The following is an 18,297-nucleotide window of genomic DNA, read 5'->3' on the forward strand; positions in this document are numbered from 1 at the left end:
TTTGATTTCTTTACTTTGTACAAAACAAAATATAATTATTACAACAAAAAAGCTATGCTCTCATAAATTTGAAAGCATAGCTTTTTCCATATTAAATCATAAGAATATCTCGAATTTCTTCCTCAGTTATAGAGGATAATTTCTCTTCTCCTGGCTCAATTACTTCAGCAATTAAATTTTTCTTAGTTTCTTGTAGTTCATGCATTTTTTCTTCAATTGTTCCGTGGGCTACTAACTTAATAACTTGCACTGTATTTTTTTGTCCCATTCGATACGCTCTATCCGCTGCTTGTCGTTCAACAGCTGGATTCCACCATAAGTCGTACAATATAACTGTATCTGCACCCGTTAAATTTAACCCTGTGCCACCAGCCTTTAAAGAAATCAGGAATAACTCCCCTTCTCCTTCGTTAAACCGATTGCATAGCTCTACACGTTCTTGCGAAGGTGTACTCCCATCTAAATAAAAGTATGGAACTGCTTGACGATTTAATTCACGTCCGATTATCGAAAGCATCTTCGTAAATTGAGAAAATATAAGAATTCTCTTCCCTGTACTTCTGCATTCCTCCAAAATTTCTAGAAGTTGTTCAAATTTAGCTGAACTTCCTTTGTAATCATCAACAAACAAAGCAGGGTGACAACAAATTTGCCTTAGCCTCGTTAAACCAGCTAAAACCCGAATTTTATTTTTACGTAACGTATCTTTATCCAAATGTTTTAATGTTTCTTCTCTTAACTTCGCTAAGTAAGCCGCATAAAGCTTCTTCTGATCTGGTAATAACTCTGATGATTGTAAGTGTTCAATTTTTTCTGGTAGCTCCTGTAATACATCTTCCTTTAACCTTCTTAACACGAAAGGTTTTACCCGCTTCGCAATATCTTCACGCCTTAAATCACCGAACTCTTTTCTTCCTGGTAATAATTCCGGGAAGACGACATGAAAAATCGACCATAGTTCTTCTAATGAATTCTCTACAGGTGTTCCCGTTAATCCAAAACGGTACTCCGCTTGAATCGTTTTTACTGCCTTCGCAGTTTGCGTTGTATGATTTTTAAATGCTTGTGCTTCATCAAGAAATAATGTATGAAAAGGCTGTGCATACAATCTTATATCTCGTCTAAGTAAAGGATATGACGTAATCACTACATCAAATTTCGTTACATCTTTTAAAAATTTCCGGCGCTCTACTTGGTTTCCATCTGCAATAACCGCTCTTATATGTGGTGCGAATTTTTTCAACTCGCTAAGCCAGTTATACACGAGGGAAGACGGAGAAACAACTAATACAGGCAGTTTCTTCTCTCTAATTTCAGGCAAAACAGAATCTATAAAAGCAATGCTTTGCAGCGTTTTCCCAAGTCCCATATCATCTGCTAAAATACCACCAAAACGGTAATAAGCGAGTGTTTTCATCCACCCGAATCCATATACTTGATACTCTCTCATAACAGCATTTACAGTATTTGGCACAGCAAACTTTAATCTTTTCGGATTTTGAATGTTTTCTACTAACTCTTGAACAGACGCATCTAAACTTAAAACATTTCCTTCGTTAAGTCCGTTCATCCATTTCACACTCCGAATAAGCGGAACATTCACTTCTTCCCCATGTAAAAATTCTTTCCGAATACCCGATTCTTTTACAAACTGATTAATTTCATTAAACTCTTTGCTCTCCAGTGATAGTAAAGAACCGTTCGCTAATCGGTAATATTTACGTTTCTCTTCAAGAGCCACTAATACACCTTTAATTTCCGCTTCCGGTATTCCTTTTATATCAAAGCGAAATGACAACCAGTCTATTCTTTCTTTTCTTCTCACTCTAATAAGAGGAGCTGTATCCCCTTTATGAATTCGTAATTTGATTGCTGTCGTCGCATAAATATCAACTAAACCTTTTAACGTTGGAACGACGTGATATAAAAAATTGTACTCAGCTTCTTCATTATGTATAAAGTAACCGCCTTCCGTTTTCGCAAAGGCACTTTCAGTCATAATGTCTAAAATCTCTTTTTCCTTTTTCTCATCACGATTAAAAACAGACGGCTGTCCATCCTCTTCTAGCGGATTAATTACGACGTTTCCATAGTGAAATTCAAGACCTGCTAACAAACGATTTTTCACTCGATCTAAATACAACTTCGCTTTTAGCGAAAGCGTTTCAACACGATCTGATATAACTTCATCAATGCGTACAGTTCCGAGTTTCATTAACCCTGGTACAACTTTCGCTACGAAATGCTCCATCTTATTTTCTGGAATATAAAACTGATTGCTATTTGAACGATTCATCATCTTTTGTAGTTCAATAAGTCGCATACAATCTTCAATAGGTAGATGATATAATTTCCCATCGTAAAGAGCGTTGTTATACATATTCATAACTTGTACACGCTTTAGACCGTCTATATGAAGTGTAAACCCGCCATTATTCCCTTTCGTAAATTCAAAATGTAATGGCAATAAACCTTTTGAAACTTCCAGACCATGAAACAGCTGTTCATTTTGTTTCAGCTGCACATACTCAATTTTAGAAAGTAAAGAAAGCATATCACTCCATGAAGCTGGCGGTATTAATATCATACTTTCATCTTGTTTTGCATGTACTTCTAGCGCATCCTCATACATTTTTTCATTATGATAAATTTTAATAAGCTGCTGAATAATCGCATCAGTTTCTTGTTTAAAACTATGTACATCTGGTGTATATGTAAATTCGTTGGAACAATGAAAAGACTCCCTTTTCTCCACTTTAGAAAGAAATTCTCTAATATGATTTATGAAATATGTTTTCGCCAGTTTCAATTGAATTCCAAGAAGAGCCCCACCATTGTTCGTAGCTACTGGTGTACATATAAACTCAACATAAAGTATTTCACGTGTATCAAAACGGTGTTGCTTACTTTTAGGTCTCAGTGGTTTCTCCGTAAATAACTGAAACATACCACTTGTTAATTGTTCATTTTCGCTCATGTTTCCGCTACTAATAGGTAACATTCCACCGGTTTGCTGATTATAATTTATTTGTATAAGTACTGCTGCAACATGTTGACAGTACGTTTGAAAAGACGCTAACGAAGGACAACTACATCTCGCAACAACATTACCTTTTTTAGCTTTTTCTACTGTAACATAAAAATCTTCATTCCCTTTTACCGTAGCCTCACAAATTTCTTTATTTTCATCATAATGATTCACGATTACTTTATTTGCTTTATAATAAGCTTCGCCTCTTTTATATGAGGTTTCTCCGCATACTTCTTTAATAATTGATTTATTTAATGTAAAACTCATTGTTTTGACACTTCCTTAATGTAAAACCATTTCTCTTACTTAACATTTTACATGCTATAGGCAAAAATATAAAATGTAGATTTAACAAAAAAAGATGATTACTTATAAGCATCTCAGACTGTAGACAAATAGGGTTTCAGCGTGGAGATGTGTGTGCCAAATTTTGAGGTGGGAGTCTTACTGCCCATAAATAGCGAGATAACGTAGGTAATTTATATATTTACGTTGGTACCTTTATACAAAACTGCTATTGCGGTTGCTATAAGGATCATTCCCATAAAAGCGGGTGCGGCATGACCAAGTGATACATAAATTTGTCCTCCAATGATAGGACCAAGCATTCTTGCTAAGGCCTGAATAGATTGGCTACCTCCTTGAATCCTTCCTTGTTCACTAGAATCGACAGACTTTGAGAGCATCCCATTGAATGAAGGTCCAAAGATTGAATCACCAAAACCAAATATAAACATTCCAGCAATAAGAAACGGATAAAATGAGAACAAAGCCGATGCTGCAATAAGACTGTAACCTATAATCTCCGAAACCATTCCGAGAATTGCTATCTGTTTATCAGTAAGTTTTGTCAAAAGTTTTGGCATTATGAAACCTTGTGAAATGATATCTTGGAAGCCCATAATTGAAAACATAAGTCCGATTAACGCAGGCTTCCAACTGAAAGTATCCATTGTAAATTGTGAAAAAATTGCCTGTAAAGATCCGTTTGGTATCCAAAGTAAAAACGCTGAGACAAGTAGCCATTTTAAATTTTTCATGGAAAGTATGTTTGCAAGCTGTGTAAATGGATTCAATCTTACAAAGGTAATCTCTTTCAGTCTATTATTTTTGTCAAGGCTCTCAGGCATATATAAGATTCCATAAACAACATTTAATAAAGTTATTATTGCTCCAAAATACATAGGTACAGAATAACCAAACTTGGCAAGGTATCCGCCTATAGTTGGTCCAATGACAGTGCCTACACCTACAACCGCGCTTACCCATCCAAAGTATTTCGTTCTCTGTTCTGGAGGAATGATGTCTGCAAAATATGCAAAAATAGTACTTATGCTTCCGCCTGTTATACCTTCTATTATGCGCCCAGCAAATAGTACCCATAGAGCTCCTCCTATGCCAAAAACTAAGTAACCGATTGCAGAACCGAAAAGGCATACTAAGAGTAATGGACGACGACCATATTTATCGCTCAAAGCTCCAAGTACGGGGGCCGCAAAAAATACGCAAACTGCATAAACAGAGGTTAGCAGCGTAACAACTATAGCTTGTTCTCCCGAATTACTTGTATAAGGCTGCACTAAGAATGGAACGACAGGTATTATAATACTGAAGCCTATTCCGCAAAGAAACACAGAGATAAGTCCGAATATTAAAGCGTGTTTATCTATGGTTTGTTCCGTACTATGTTCATCATGTGATCTAAATTTGGACATTTAAATTCTCTCCCCAAAAGTTATTGTTTTGTTTCCTTATCAACAAAACAATAACTCTTTTTTGTTTTCTTGGCAACAAAATTACAACAGTAAAAAGGCAGTCCATTCTTGGACTGCCTTTAGTGTCATTTTCATTATTCAAATTTATTACGACTTAATATGTACACCTTGTTTCTTTATTTCTGCATCCAAATGCCTACTATACTTTTCCACGAAGTTAAGTATACTATCAAATTCTTCCTCATTCACCTGCTCAAACACGGCTTTATCCCGCTCTTGAAACTCGTTGTGCAGGTCCTCATGGATTTTATAAATTACTTTCCCTTGTTCAGTAAGCCTAAAATAGATTTCTTTCTTGTTATCCGACTTCTGATAGCTTTTGATAAGGCCTTTTTTTATGAGCTTCTTAGTTATTCTACTTATTGCACCGCGAGTCATATAAAAGGACTCCGCAAGTTTTGTCACGTTGGAATCTACATTTTTTTCAATGTATTCGATGCAATGTACTTCAGAAGAATTATAACCCTTAAGACTCTCTTCCATCTTATCCTTATTAAGCCAAACTATCTTGTTATATAAGTCCCTGAAACCCACTATGACTTGTTCTTCTTTGTTCATGGCCTGTCCTCCTACCCGTTGGTGCATTAACAATATTATATTTATTTTTTGTTTCTATTCCAACAATATTAAAATAATTATTTTAGTAATTGAACTATACGTGAAAAAAGAGAACCAAAGGCGTTTAAACACCGCGTAACTAAACGCCAAGCCGGGCAAGTGTATTGACACTTGAACAAGACTTTGTCTACAGTCTGAGATACTTACTTATACGCACCCTTTTTCACTCTATCTCCATCAACCGTTTCGCTTCAAAATACAACACTTGAATAAACTTTTTCGTGTTAATCCGTGTATGGCCTGAAGCCGCGACTTCTTCCTTTGTCATTTCTGTCATCCGTTTTCTAACTACAGTGAAATCAAAAAATTTCGGAGCATAGCTTTCAAATTTCGGATTTGAAAAGTCCGTTAATCCTAAGGAAGCTAAATGATTTAACGATTGATAAATTGCTCTACGTACCCTTTGCTCAGATGCTTTTTTCTCTTTATCAATATCCGTATCTAAAGCTATAGCCCCTAATTTCTTTATCGTAATATGATGGAAAATATCTTTTAGCGCAGGAAATCCAAATTCAAACGTTTGCTCTTTTTCTTGGCCATATAAATATTCCAACATACTAAGTAAGTCTTTACTTCCATTCTCTCCCGCAATACCAAGTTCTGATAATAAATAGCGTCCTGAATCCGCTATTTTTTTCCCTTCTTGCATTGGCTCATTTCGAACTTGCGGCTGTTCCCACTTGAAAACGTTATTCAATGATTTTTGAATATCATGTATAGAGCGCTCTAAACGAATACGTTCCATTACTTTTCTTACAACAGATACAACCTCAATTTTATTTAATGGTTTTGTAATATAATATTCCACTCCAAGTGTATACGCCTCACCAATAAGCTGTTTCGATTCAACTTGAGAAATCATAATAATTTTCCCTGTAAAAGAGGACGCAATATGGCGAACTGTTTCAATCCCGTCTCGCATCGGCATTAATAAATCAATAAATAATATATCTACTTTTTTAAAATTTAGTTGATCTGCTTCAATAAAAGCTCCATCTTCCGATTCTCCAATTACTTCCCCAAGATCACCATCTTCAATAATTTGCGAAAGCATAGAGCGGAAAACTTCATCATCATCTACGATATAATAAAACAACTTTATTCCCCTTCCCGCTTTAAACTGCACTCCGGTAAACAAACTACAAACTTACACCCTCTGCCAATTTCTCGGTCTTCTAATCTTACTTCTCCTCCGAGTTCTGTTACCATTTCGTTTATGTAAGAAAGTCCAATTCCTGTTGATGGTGTTCCCGTTTGATCATACTTCGAAGTAAATCCAGGTTTAAATACTAATTTCTTATATTTTTGTACAATACCAGGTCCATCATCAATTACTTCAAAGAATATATGTTTTTCAATTTTATATAGCTTAATAATAATAACACCATTATCCTCAATTGCTTCAACTGCATTTGCAACTAAGTTGTTGAAAATTGATAAGACTGTATACACATGATATTCTGCATGTTCACCTTCTATATGCTTTAAAAAACGTATATCTTTTTCCAACATGTCAGCGTACTTCTCATTTATTCTCACAATCATTTCCGCAAGCTCATGACCTTCTACATACTCAGCCACATTTTTATCTAATAACAATTTAGATAATCCTGCAAAAATTCTTTGATTATCCTTTTTTATTTCATGCACTTCTCCCGCTATTTTCAATGCTGTTTTACTATAATTTTCTATACTACTCGAATCATCGTTCGCTTGTAAATTACGATATAATTGATACGCTTCTTGTGTAATTAACTCCGCATTTTGCAGCGTTTTTTTCAAATGAACTGATTCCACATATAAATTAGAAAGGTGCATCAACATTTTTTCATTTTCTTTTCGCACTTGTGATTCTTTTAATTTCGTTTCATACAAATTCATCATATTTAAAAAACCAAGCGCAAAGAAACTACGAAAAATAGCAATAATGATCAGTTTATTCACTTCAGAAACTGTTATCGTTGTACCAAGTACTAACATATGATAAAACGCAAGTTCTGACATACTTGCGATAATTTCAATTGTAATACCGAGGCACCCTATAATAATTGGCTTCTGATGGAATTTGTTCACCCTACAAAGCGAAAAAAGACTTCCATAAATAAAATAATAAAAGAACACAGGATAGCGCAAATAAAATGATTCTGTCATATGAAATGACCCTTGCAATACCCAATCAAGACATACGCGGAATAAGACTACAGATATACCGACAAGAATACCTGCAGCTGCTGCTGGTATTTTTCTTAAAAATAATAACAAAAAGAAGAAAAGCGGTGTCCCGAAGCTAACACGAAACGTATCGTTGAAAGGATGAAAATTCAGCTCTCCAGCAATCGGAACAACAATCATTAAAATAATTAAAAGAGATATGTCTTTCTTCCATAATTGATTCCAATTCAAAGCTGCCACTTCCTATGTATTTTTTCAAAAATGTACAAGTAAAGCCCGCTTATTATAATAAACGGGCTTTTTTTTCTATATTCTAACCTTTTCTACCGCTTTTATTTGACGATACTCAGGCTTCCACATTGCTTCTTTCACTGCAATCTTAATATCGTTATCACTTAAGTTTTCTCTAGCAACACCTTCTGCAACTGCAACTTTCGCTACTTCAATTGCAACCATTTCAGAGATATTACGTAATTCTTCAACTTCTGGTAAGATAGGTGCACCCGGCTGACTTGTATCTACCATACTTGCAACCGCTTCTGCTGCTGCCGCAAACATGCCATCTGTCATTACGCTTGCACGCACAACAATTGTACCAAGACCTAGCCCTGGGAAAATAAGTGCGTTATTTGATTGCCCGATAACATACGTTACACCATTGTATGTAACTGGATCAAACGGACTTCCTGTTGCAACTAACGCTCTTCCTTCTGTCCACTCGATTAAATCTACTGGCTTCGCTTCAGCAAGTGGCGTCGGATTCGACATTGGTAATATAATTGGTCTTTCTACGTGAGAAGCCATCTCTTTAATAATCTCTTCTTTAAATGCGCCAGCAACAGTTGATGTACCGATTAAAATTGTCGGTTTTACATGTTTCACAACTTCAGCAAGTCCGATCACATCATTTTGTTTCCACTCACTTACTTCAGCTTCTTTTCTTGCATATGGCATTTGGAAATCAAGAAGATCTTCCATATTATCTGTAATTAACCCGTTACGGTCAATACACCAGAAACGCTCATGTGCTTCTTGCTCTGATAATCCCACGCGAACCAGCGCATCTCTTACTTGATCTGCGATACCGATTCCCGCCGTACCAGCACCAAACACAACTACTCGGTGTTCATTTAAAGGTACACCAGAAGCTTTCACTGCCGATAATACTGCAGCAAGTGAAACTGCACCTGTACCTTGAATGTCATCATTAAACGTACATACGTCATGACGGTATTTGTCTAAAATTTTTCGTGCATTACGAGAACTGAAATCCTCCCAATGTAAAAGTGCTTTCGGGAACTTATTGCCTACAGCTTGTACAAATGTATCAATAAATTCATCATAAGCTTCACCAGTTACACGTGGATGGCGATTTCCAATATAAAACGGATTGTTTAATAGATCCTCACGGTTTGTACCTACATCTAAAATTACAGGTAATACGCGACTAGGATCGATTCCAACTGCGGCCGTATAAACAGCTAGCTTTCCAATCGCAATGTTAATACCACCAACACCCCAGTCACCAATTCCTAATATACCTTCTCCATCTGTTACAACGACTAAGTCAATATTTTCAGCTGTTGCACCGATATTTGTGAATGCTTCTTCAATACCCGAAGGATCGTTAACTGATAAATAAACACCGCGTGGTTTACGATATTCATGGCTATATCTTTGAATTGCTACACCAACAGTAGGTGTATATACGACTGGTAACATTTCACGTAAATGCTCTGTTAAAATACGATAAAATAATACTTCATTTCGATCATGTAACGCTGTTAAGTATACATTCTTCAATAAATCATCCGGCTGAGAACAAAATTGCTCATACGCTCTACGCGCTTGTTCATCTAGCGTTAAAACTGCTGGCGGTAATAACCCTTTTAAACCTAATTCTTCTCTTTCTTCTTGCGTGAAAGCTACCCCTTTATTTAAAAGTGGTGTTGATAATACTTCTACTCCTCTTAATGTTGTTTCTAATGCACCATTAGAAGCCACTGTAAACTTACTCATAACATCCCTACCTCTATTCGTATATAGCATTTCTATATTGTAAACAAAAAAGAGGGGATTGTCCCCCCTCTTCTTTTAATTTTTCTTTAAAAGAGTTGCTCCTGCAATCCCTGGATGTGTCATTTCAAATGGATCTAGAATTAACTCTAAGTCTTCTTGAGATAATACACCATTTTTCACACATAGTTCTCGAACGGATTGACCTGTTGCAATTGCTTCTTTTGCAACACGAGCTGCTGCTTCATAACCGATATGAGGGTTCACGGCTGTAATAATTCCTACACTCTTCTCAACATACTCTTTTAAGCGATCTTCATTCGCTTCAATTCCTTTTAAGCAATTATCTGTAAAGGCACGGAAACCATTATTCATAATGCTAATAGATTGAAGTAAGTTGAAAACAAGTACTGGTTCCATAACATTTAATTCTAATTGTCCTGCTTCTGAAGCAAGGCAAATTGTATGGTCGTTACCAATTACTTGGAACGCAATTTGGTTAATAACTTCTGGCATAACAGGGTTTACTTTCCCCGGCATAATAGATGAACCTGGTTGACGAGCTGGTAGCATAATTTCCGCTAATCCAACGCGTGGACCTGATGCCATTAGACGAAGGTCGTTCGCAATTTTAGACATATTCATCATACATACTTTAAGTGCTGCAGATACTTCAGTGTACGCATCCGTATTTTGGGTTGCATCTACTAAATCTTCTGCACCAACAAGTGGTAGTTCACTAATTGTAGCTAAATGTTTTACAACTGCTTCAATATATTCTGGATCTGCATTTAAGCCTGTACCTACTGCAGTTGCTCCCATGTTTACTTCATATAAATGTTGACGTGATTGCTGAATTCGTTTCATATCACGCTCAAGTACGCGAGAGTACGCTTTGAATTCTTGTCCAAGACGAATTGGCACAGCATCTTGTAAATGTGTACGACCCATTTTAATAACATGATCGAACTGTTCTGCTTTTAATTCAAATACATCATGCATATAACCCATCGTTTGTAATAAACCTTCTAATGCATTTAATGTTGCAATATGAATCGCTGTTGGGAATGCATCATTAGTTGATTGTGCCATATTAACATGACTGTTTGGACTAATATAATGATAGTCTCCCTTTTCCATTCCTAATAATTCAAGAGCGCGATTGGCAATGACTTCATTTGCGTTCATATTCATTGAAGTACCTGCACCGCCCTGAATTGGATCAACGATGAAATGATCATGCCATTTCCCATCAAGGATTTCTTGTGATGCTTCTGCGATAGCACCACCCTTTTTCAATTCCAATCTTCCTACATCTGTATTAGCAAGTGCTGCTGCTTTTTTTACAATTGCGAATGCTTTAATTAAGCCTTCATGAATTTTATACCCTGTAATTGGGAAGTTTTCTACTGCACGCATTGTCTGTACGCCATAGTACGCATAATTTGGCACTTCTTTTTCACCTAAAAAATCTTTTTCAATTCGTACTCCATTTTTAACTTCAGTTAATGTTGCCATGATTCTTCACTCCTTAACGATTTCTTATGCTGCTTTTGTTTGTTTGACTGTTTCTACATATTGTTTTGCTTTCTCATCATCGAATTCGCCTTCCCACTTCGACATAACAATGGCAGCTAATGCATTCCCTAATACATTGACAGCTGAGCGAATCATATCTAAAATGCGGTCAATTCCCGCAATCAATGCGATGCCTTCTAGCGGTAATCCCATTGATCCTAACGTTGCTAATACAACAACGAATGATGCACCCGGAACTCCCGCCATACCTTTGGATGTTAACATGAGAACGAATAATAGCGTTATTTGCTCCGTCAGTGACATGTGTATACCGTACATTTGTGCAACAAACAATGCCGCTAACGCTTGATAAATAGCTGATCCAGTCAAGTTAAATGTATAACCTGTCGGAATTACGAAAGAGGCAACTGCCTTTGGACAACCGAACTCTTCCATCTTTCTCATTATATTAGGTAAAACAGCTTCTGAACTTGCTGTCGTAAATGAAAGAATAAGTTCTTCTTTTAAAATTTTTATTAATGTAAAAATGTTTACTCCGACCATTCGTGCATTAATACCTAATACAATCACAACGAATAGTATAACAGTTACATATACAGCTAGCACTAGTTTTCCTAAAGGAAGTAGTGTGCCTACACCAAATTTTGCAACCGTAACAGCAATTAATGCGAATACACCAAATGGTGCAAATTTCATAACTTGATTTGTGACCCAAAACATCGCTTCGAGCACACCTTCAAAAAAGTTGAAGACAGGCTTTCCTTTTTCTCCAATTGCCGCAACTCCTAAACCGAATAGTACTGAGAAGAATATAATCGGTAATAAGTCACCTTGTGCGATAGATTCAAATATGTTTTTCGGTACAATATGAACAATCGTTTCAGCAAAACCTTTCTTCTCTGTTGCATCTGCTGTTTGTTTATAAGAAGAAATATCACTTTGCTGCAAATTATTCATATCAACGCCAGTACCTGGCTGGAATATATTCGCCGCAAGTAATCCCATTAAAATAGCAATCGTCGTAATAATTTCGAAATAAAGAATTGTCTTACCGCCCAGTTTCCCAAGCTTTTTCATATCACCTACACCAGCTACCGCAACAATTAATGCTGAAATAACAATCGGTACTACAATCATCTTAATTAAATGAATAAATATATCCCCAACTGGTGTGATATAAGAAATCGCCGTTTTATTACCATAAAAGATTGCCCCTACTACAACCCCTAAAACAAGTGCGACAAAAATTTGTGTTGCCAATCCGAATTTTTTCATTTATGTTCATCCCCTTCATGCGAACGCTTTCATTTCGTATTTATAAAAGCTTACTCACAAATGATATAAGCAAACCTACAAAATCATACAAAAACCTACAAGTTTGTCACAAAAAATTCGAATTTTTTTCTTATAATATTCATTGACACTTTTTATAAAAAAGAAATAAAATAACCTTGATAAAACATCAGATTATTTCGTATAATCTAAAAGATATACGTATTCAAAATAAATGGGGATGAAAAGGAGTGGATGTTATGAAAAATCACGTGAAGAAGTTCATCATATCTATTTCTTTTCTATTTCATTTTCTTACGAAGGAACAAAGGCATTCGCCTTTGTTCCTTTTTTATTGCAATCTATATAGGGGGAATTGTTATGAAGCCATATAAACGTGTCTTAATTAAATTAAGCGGCGGAGCACTTGCCGACCAATCGGGCAATAGCTTTAACTCCAAACGATTAGAACATATTGCAAATGAAATTTTATCGATTGTTGATTTAGGTATCGAGGTCTCCATCGTCATTGGCGGTGGCAATATTTTCAGAGGTCATCTAGCTGAGGAATGGGGAATTGATCGTGTAGAAGCTGATAATATCGGTACGTTAGGTACGATTATTAACAGCTTAATGCTTCGCGGTGTTCTAACAAGTAAAACAAATAAAGAAGTACGCGTAATGACTTCTATCCCTTTTAATGCGGTAGCTGAACCTTATATTCGCCTACGCGCAGTACATCATTTAGATAGCGGTTATGTTGTCATATTCGGTGGTGGTAACGGGCAACCATTCGTTACGACAGATTATCCAAGTGTACAGAGAGCAATTGAAATGAATAGTGACGCCATATTAGTCGCAAAACAAGGAGTAGATGGTGTCTTTACAAGTGATCCAAAACATAATAAATCAGCAAAAATGTATAGAAAACTGAACTATAATGATGTTGTTAGGCAAAACATTCAAGTAATGGATCAAGCGGCTTTATTGCTTGCTCGGGATTACAATTTACCGGCACACGTCTTTAACTTTGATGAGCCTGGAGTGATGAAGAAAATATGTTTAGGGGAGCATGTAGGGACGTTGATTAATGATGATGTTACTATGCTTGTGCATGAACAATAACTATTTCCTCTCAAAAAGGGTGTCTTTATAGACACCCTTTTTGATATTAATCATCACAAATAAAAATCAACCATTCCCGCTACTTTCTCCTTACAACGCTCCCAAAAAGATAACTTCTCAAAAAACTCTTTTGTCATCTCTTTCGAATCATGAAAATCTTGCGCTAACGCCTCATTTACTTGCGCTACGATCGGCCCACCATGAATATAAAAATTCATTTCATCATTTATATAGAAGCTACGTGCAGTAAAGTTTGTTGTACCGATAACAGTTAATTCATTATCAATCAGCATTAACTTTCCATGAAACATCCCTTTTTTATAACCGTATACCGTAATCCCGTTATTAACAGCTTGACGGATGTAAGGGTATGCAGCCTCTTTAATGAGGGGAATATCTGGTTTATATGACCAAAGTATTTTTACTGTAACACCACGTTTTTGCGCTCCAATTAAAGCATTCATTAGTTCTTTATTTTTCACTATAAAATAAGGTGTTGTAATTACAATCGAATGCTTCGCTTGTTTTATTAACTTTATATATTTTTCAGCGACGTGATGCCCATTATAACTAGCCATAGTATGTAATGTATTCCCTTTACTAGCTTTATTCGTACTTCTTTTTATATCCTCTTTCGTGTCTCGTTTCCAATCTAAAGCGAACTGTTCTTCTAAATCTTTTGCTCCTTCTCCTCTGAGTCGTACATGATAATCACGCCAGTATCCAAATTTCTTATCTTTCCCTAAATATTCATCTCCTATATTAAAACCACCCGTATAACCAATCTCTCCATCAATTGTCGTAATACGACGATGGTTACGATGATGAAGTGAATAAAATCCGAATGGCAATTCAGGTTTTCTACTATATGTAAAATGAACACCGCTTTGCTGCAATTCATTTTTCATCTTTCTTTCGAATGACAAATCATTAATTAAATCCACTGATAAATATACAGTTATTCCTTCTTTCGCTTTCTCTTTTAATAAATTTAAAAATGTATGGCTACTTTTATCATCCGACAAAATGAAAAAATAAGTATAAATGGAACTTTTCGCTTCTCTTATATCAGTAAATAACTGTTTATAAAACGACTTCCCTTCTACATATAATTGAAAGTCACTATAATGAGATGCATACTCTGTCGGCATATTTTTCCCGGCTTCCATTTTCCTGCCGAAGGTAACATCAATATGCATCCAAATTAAAATAAAAACGAAAATAGCAATAATAATAGAAGTAACTCGCAATATTTTTTTAATCATTTTGATTTCCTTCCACTTATTTTCTTTCCACCCTTCTATTTTGTCATTCAAATTTAGATTTCATGCTTCATGCAAAAAAGGATGTGACTAAACGTCACACCCTTTTCATTTTAAACAAAGTTCCTCGCATCATTATTTCTTCCAAACTTATAAATCGCAATTAAGAAGAATGCTATCGCGAAAGCGAATAAAATTAAAATGTTTAAATACAACTCAGAAAATGGTATCCCTTGCTGTAATTTTGAAATTGTGTCTAGTAACCAACGCTGCGGAAGAAAATCAGCTACCTTTTGTACTGCTTTCGGCATAATGTCATATGGAAAATAACATCCAGCAAGCAAACATGTTGGTACGATAACTATATTTTGCATTGCATTTGAAGCAGTTGAACTTTTCGAAAAAGACACAATGACTAATGACAAACCAATTGCGATTAAAGCAAATAGCATGAGTACACCAATCATCACTATGAAAGGCATATTTATATTTGTGTGAAAAACATTCGTCATAAATAATACTGCAATTACAATTTGCACTGTTAATATAATCATATTCACCGCGACATTAGATAATATAAATTTCTTCCCATCTATCGGCGTTGATAATAATCTAAAGTACGTTCTATTCTCTTTTTCTTTTAAGATAAATCCTGATAAGTTCACTGCTGAAAATAGCATAAACATGATAAGGTAACCCATAGTTTGATTTGTCATATCCTTATTTTTCGAAGTATCTTCAAGTGTCTCAGCCTTTACTTTAAATGAACTTTTTTGATACCCTGCATACATATTATCAAACGTACTTTGATCCGTCCCTGCCACTTTACTAATTGCGGCAATATTATCAACATAGTTATATAAATATGATTTTATAAACCCCGTTACTTGATCGCCTTTAATCGATGAAATCTCAATATGACTCGGTTTCCCTTCTCGAACACTTTCCGAAAAACCGGACTCTAATGTAATAACACCATCAAGTTTTTTTGAAGTAAGTTTATCTTCTACTTCAGACTCCTTAACTTTACTTACATTTACATGATTTAATCCTTCTAAAAATTTTACTGTATCATTTGCTATTGGCTGATTTTCTTTATTTATAACCCCGATATTTAACGTTCCTTGCCCTACATTTCCGTATATCGAAAAGGAGATGAGTGTTCCTATTATCGGCAAGCTAATAATAATGAGTAACCCTTTTTTATTTTTCAGAAGTACAGATAACGTTTTTTGTATGAGCCATAAAATATCTTTCATACTATAGCCCCTCCCGTCTACGTAATGCAATAATCGCAATTAATAAAAAGAGTGCTGAAATTCCTAGGTTTAAAGATATTACCGGAAGCGCCGCCCCTATGTCATTTGCATAAATAATTTTCATAATGGCTGTGTTGGCCCACGTTAATGGCGATAAATTCGTAACGACATTTTCTTCCACTACGAAATAAGCACCGCCAAAAATAGAAGCTAATTGCACAACAACCATAATAATTGCTCTAGATGCCTCACCTGTCTTTGTAATATATCCGATCCCTAAACCGAAGCTAATTGCTAGAAAGACTTCTGTTAGTAAAATAATAAATATGATTCCAAGATGGTCGCCCCAATTCGCTTGAAAAACAAATTTACTAAATAAAACAACGAGTAATAGACAAAGTGCATTTGCTACAAGACTACCGAGCACTTTCCCAATGAAAATTTCAGCCTTACTTATAGGTGCTGCAATTAAACGATCTCCTGTTTTACGTATTCGTTCTCCTCGAATTAAAAAACTCGCCCCCATTGCAGCATACAGTGCAATCATTGTCGTCATTACAACCGCATAGTAATCCATAGAACCTGGTTTTTTCGCAGCTTGTAAAGATGTTTCTTTAATATAATCATTATGATTTCCATTTGAAATAACTGCGCTAACCTTACTTGGATCTACTTTTGCAACTTCGGCCGCTACATTGTACTTATCAACAAATGTAGTAAGCATTCCTTCAACAATACTTCCTTCAATACTACTTCTGTCACTTCCGTAAAATTTCGCACCATCTTTATTTAATTCTACATAGGCAGCATATTTATTTTGCTTCACTTCCTCTTTCCCATCTATACCTTCGGAAGCTTTTTTAAAATGAATGCCCGCTTTATCGACTTCTTTCGTAAATGCTTCAAATGATTTAGAAAATGCGCTACTTGCTTCATCTTTGTAGAGCACTTGTATATCCTTAATCGATTGACTATCGCTATTAAAAGCGTTACTTAACGCTGTTCCTAACACAAGCATAAGCACAATCGGAAATGCTAACATAAAAACTAAAGTTCTTACGTCCCTGAAATCTCTTTTAATGTGCATCACTGCAATATTAAAGATGTTCAATTGATGAACCTCCCTTTACCTTTTCTTCATTTACCTTTTATTTATCTCGTAAGTTTCTTCCAGTCAACGTAAGGAATACAGTTTCTAAGTTCGGAGCCTGCTCCTCTAACGAACGAATTTCAATGTCATGATTAATAAAGTGTTGAATAATTTTATTTAAATTATTTAATCCTGCATCAGAATTCACTTTAATTACGCTCTCTTCAATTTGAACAGCTTTCACACCGTTTATCTCTTTTAATTTTTCTACGTCTAAATTTTCTACTGACTTCACTTCAATCCAAATATCTTTCGTATCTGTAATAATCGCTTTTAACTGTTCTTTCGTTCCTTCTGCAATCACTTTACCGTGATCTACAATTGCTATTTTCGTACAAATCTCTTCTACTTCTTCCATGTAGTGACTTGTATAAATGATTGTGCTTCCCATTTCATTTAATTTCCGGACAGACTGGAGAATATAGTTTCTTGACTGCGGATCAATTCCAACTGTCGGCTCATCCATAATAATTAATTTCGGTCTATGTGCAATTGCACAAGCTATATTCAATCTTCTTTTCATCCCGCCAGAAAAGTTTTTCGGATAACTTTTATGCTTATCACTAAGCCCTACAAATTGAAGTGCTTCCTCTACTCTCGCTTTTAGTTCAGCGCCTCTTAATCCGTACAATCCGGCAAAGAATTTCACATTTTCATAGGCAGTTAACTCTTCATAAATCGCAATATCTTGCGGAACGATACCGATATTCATCTTCGCAAATCGATTATGTTTCTTTATATTTTTTCCTAGTATGCTGATTTCACCTTCATTACTTCTTAACAACCCAGCAATCATATTTATCGTTGTACTCTTACCAGCACCATTCGATCCTAAAAATCCAAATATTTCTCCTTCTTTAATAGATAAAGACATATTATCTACCGCGATGAAATCACCAAATTTTTTCGTTAAATTTTTAATTTCTAATGTGTTCATCATTTCACCCCTATTTCGGTTTCTCTGCTGTTATCCCGCTATTTGCGGTCAGTAAGACTCCCACCTCAAAATTCAGCTGGAGCGAAGAAGTTAGGTGGGAGATCAACTGCCCGTAAACGCCCGATTGGTTCAACTAATAAT

Annotated in this window: 13 protein-coding genes; 1 reads left to right on the forward strand and 12 read right to left on the reverse strand. The window is 35.6% G+C overall.

The annotated features are described in order from the left end of the window. Positions 1-91: 91 nt before the first annotated feature. From CQZ94_RS00440 to CQZ94_RS00475, 8 genes are all read right to left on the reverse strand, one after another. Positions 92-3,298 (reverse strand): DEAD/DEAH box helicase, encoded by a 3,207-nt coding sequence (locus CQZ94_RS00440; RefSeq protein WP_105583856.1) that lies wholly within the window; start codon positions 3,296-3,298, stop codon positions 92-94. Positions 3,299-3,510: 212 nt separating this feature from the next. Next, positions 3,511-4,746, reverse strand: coding sequence for an MFS transporter (locus CQZ94_RS00445; protein ID WP_105583857.1), 1,236 nt, complete (start codon positions 4,744-4,746; stop codon positions 3,511-3,513). A 147-nt stretch (positions 4,747-4,893) separates the two neighbouring features. Continuing rightward, on the reverse strand, positions 4,894-5,364 hold the full coding sequence (locus CQZ94_RS00450; protein ID WP_105583858.1) for a MarR family transcriptional regulator: 471 nt from the start codon (positions 5,362-5,364) through the stop codon (positions 4,894-4,896). Between the two features lie 223 nt (positions 5,365-5,587). Further along, positions 5,588-6,520, reverse strand: a complete 933-nt coding sequence (locus tag CQZ94_RS00455; protein WP_105583859.1) for a response regulator — start codon at positions 6,518-6,520, stop codon at positions 5,588-5,590. A 2-nt stretch (positions 6,521-6,522) separates the two neighbouring features. After that, positions 6,523-7,836 carry an ATP-binding protein gene (locus CQZ94_RS00460; protein WP_105583860.1) on the reverse strand — a complete coding sequence of 438 codons (1,314 nt, stop codon included), beginning with the start codon at positions 7,834-7,836 and terminating at the stop codon, positions 6,523-6,525. A 66-nt stretch (positions 7,837-7,902) separates the two neighbouring features. Next, positions 7,903-9,615 carry an oxaloacetate-decarboxylating malate dehydrogenase gene (gene malS, locus CQZ94_RS00465; protein ID WP_105584305.1) on the reverse strand — a complete coding sequence of 571 codons (1,713 nt, stop codon included), beginning with the start codon at positions 9,613-9,615 and terminating at the stop codon, positions 7,903-7,905. Positions 9,616-9,690: 75 nt separating this feature from the next. Continuing rightward, complete coding sequence (gene aspA, locus CQZ94_RS00470) at positions 9,691-11,130, reverse strand: aspartate ammonia-lyase (protein ID WP_105583861.1); 1,440 nt, start codon at positions 11,128-11,130, stop codon at positions 9,691-9,693. A 24-nt stretch (positions 11,131-11,154) separates the two neighbouring features. Then, positions 11,155-12,426 (reverse strand): cation:dicarboxylate symporter family transporter, encoded by a 1,272-nt coding sequence (locus CQZ94_RS00475; RefSeq protein ID WP_105583862.1) that lies wholly within the window; start codon positions 12,424-12,426, stop codon positions 11,155-11,157. Positions 12,427-12,804: 378 nt separating this feature from the next. Here CQZ94_RS00475 and pyrH point away from each other — a divergent pair, with 378 nt between their 5' ends. Further along, positions 12,805-13,548 (forward strand): UMP kinase, encoded by a 744-nt coding sequence (pyrH, locus tag CQZ94_RS00480; protein WP_105583863.1) that lies wholly within the window; start codon positions 12,805-12,807, stop codon positions 13,546-13,548. A 53-nt stretch (positions 13,549-13,601) separates the two neighbouring features. Here pyrH and cls read toward each other — a convergent pair whose 3' ends face one another. The 4 genes from cls to CQZ94_RS00500 all read right to left on the reverse strand — a co-directional run bounded on the left by cls (position 13,602) and on the right by CQZ94_RS00500 (position 18,156). Then, positions 13,602-14,813: a cardiolipin synthase gene (gene cls, locus CQZ94_RS00485; protein ID WP_142395708.1), complete on the reverse strand. Its 1,212-nt coding sequence runs from the start codon at positions 14,811-14,813 to the stop codon at positions 13,602-13,604. Between the two features lie 110 nt (positions 14,814-14,923). Next, positions 14,924-16,069, reverse strand: a complete 1,146-nt coding sequence (locus tag CQZ94_RS00490) for an ABC transporter permease (RefSeq protein WP_105583864.1) — start codon at positions 16,067-16,069, stop codon at positions 14,924-14,926. Between the two features lies 1 nt (position 16,070). After that, on the reverse strand, positions 16,071-17,180 hold the full coding sequence (locus CQZ94_RS00495) for an ABC transporter permease (RefSeq protein WP_105583865.1): 1,110 nt from the start codon (positions 17,178-17,180) through the stop codon (positions 16,071-16,073). Positions 17,181-17,217: 37 nt separating this feature from the next. Further along, positions 17,218-18,156 (reverse strand): ABC transporter ATP-binding protein, encoded by a 939-nt coding sequence (locus CQZ94_RS00500; protein ID WP_002158411.1) that lies wholly within the window; start codon positions 18,154-18,156, stop codon positions 17,218-17,220. Between the last annotated feature and the right edge of the window lie 141 nt (positions 18,157-18,297).

Origin of the sequence: Bacillus sp. MYb209 (genome assembly GCF_002975175.1) — a bacterium.
In the GTDB taxonomy this organism is placed as follows: domain Bacteria; phylum Bacillota; class Bacilli; order Bacillales; family Bacillaceae_G; genus Bacillus_A.

Bases quoted from the DNA above. Each gene is read 5' to 3' on its own strand.
- CQZ94_RS00440 (WP_105583856.1), bottom strand. From the start codon at position 3,298: ATGAGTTTTACATTAAATAAATCAATTATTAAAGAAGTATGCGGAGAA.
- CQZ94_RS00445 (WP_105583857.1), bottom strand. From the start codon at position 4,746: ATGTCCAAATTTAGATCACATGATGAACATAGTACGGAACAAACCATA.
- CQZ94_RS00450 (WP_105583858.1), bottom strand. From the start codon at position 5,364: ATGAACAAAGAAGAACAAGTCATAGTGGGTTTCAGGGACTTATATAAC.
- malS (WP_105584305.1), bottom strand. From the start codon at position 9,615: ATGAGTAAGTTTACAGTGGCTTCTAATGGTGCATTAGAAACAACATTA.
- aspA (WP_105583861.1), bottom strand. From the start codon at position 11,130: ATGGCAACATTAACTGAAGTTAAAAATGGAGTACGAATTGAAAAAGAT.
- CQZ94_RS00475 (WP_105583862.1), bottom strand. From the start codon at position 12,426: ATGAAAAAATTCGGATTGGCAACACAAATTTTTGTCGCACTTGTTTTA.
- pyrH (WP_105583863.1), top strand. From the start codon at position 12,805: ATGAAGCCATATAAACGTGTCTTAATTAAATTAAGCGGCGGAGCACTT.
- cls (WP_142395708.1), bottom strand. From the start codon at position 14,813: ATGATTAAAAAAATATTGCGAGTTACTTCTATTATTATTGCTATTTTC.
- CQZ94_RS00490 (WP_105583864.1), bottom strand. From the start codon at position 16,069: ATGAAAGATATTTTATGGCTCATACAAAAAACGTTATCTGTACTTCTG.
- CQZ94_RS00500 (WP_002158411.1), bottom strand. From the start codon at position 18,156: ATGAACACATTAGAAATTAAAAATTTAACGAAAAAATTTGGTGATTTC.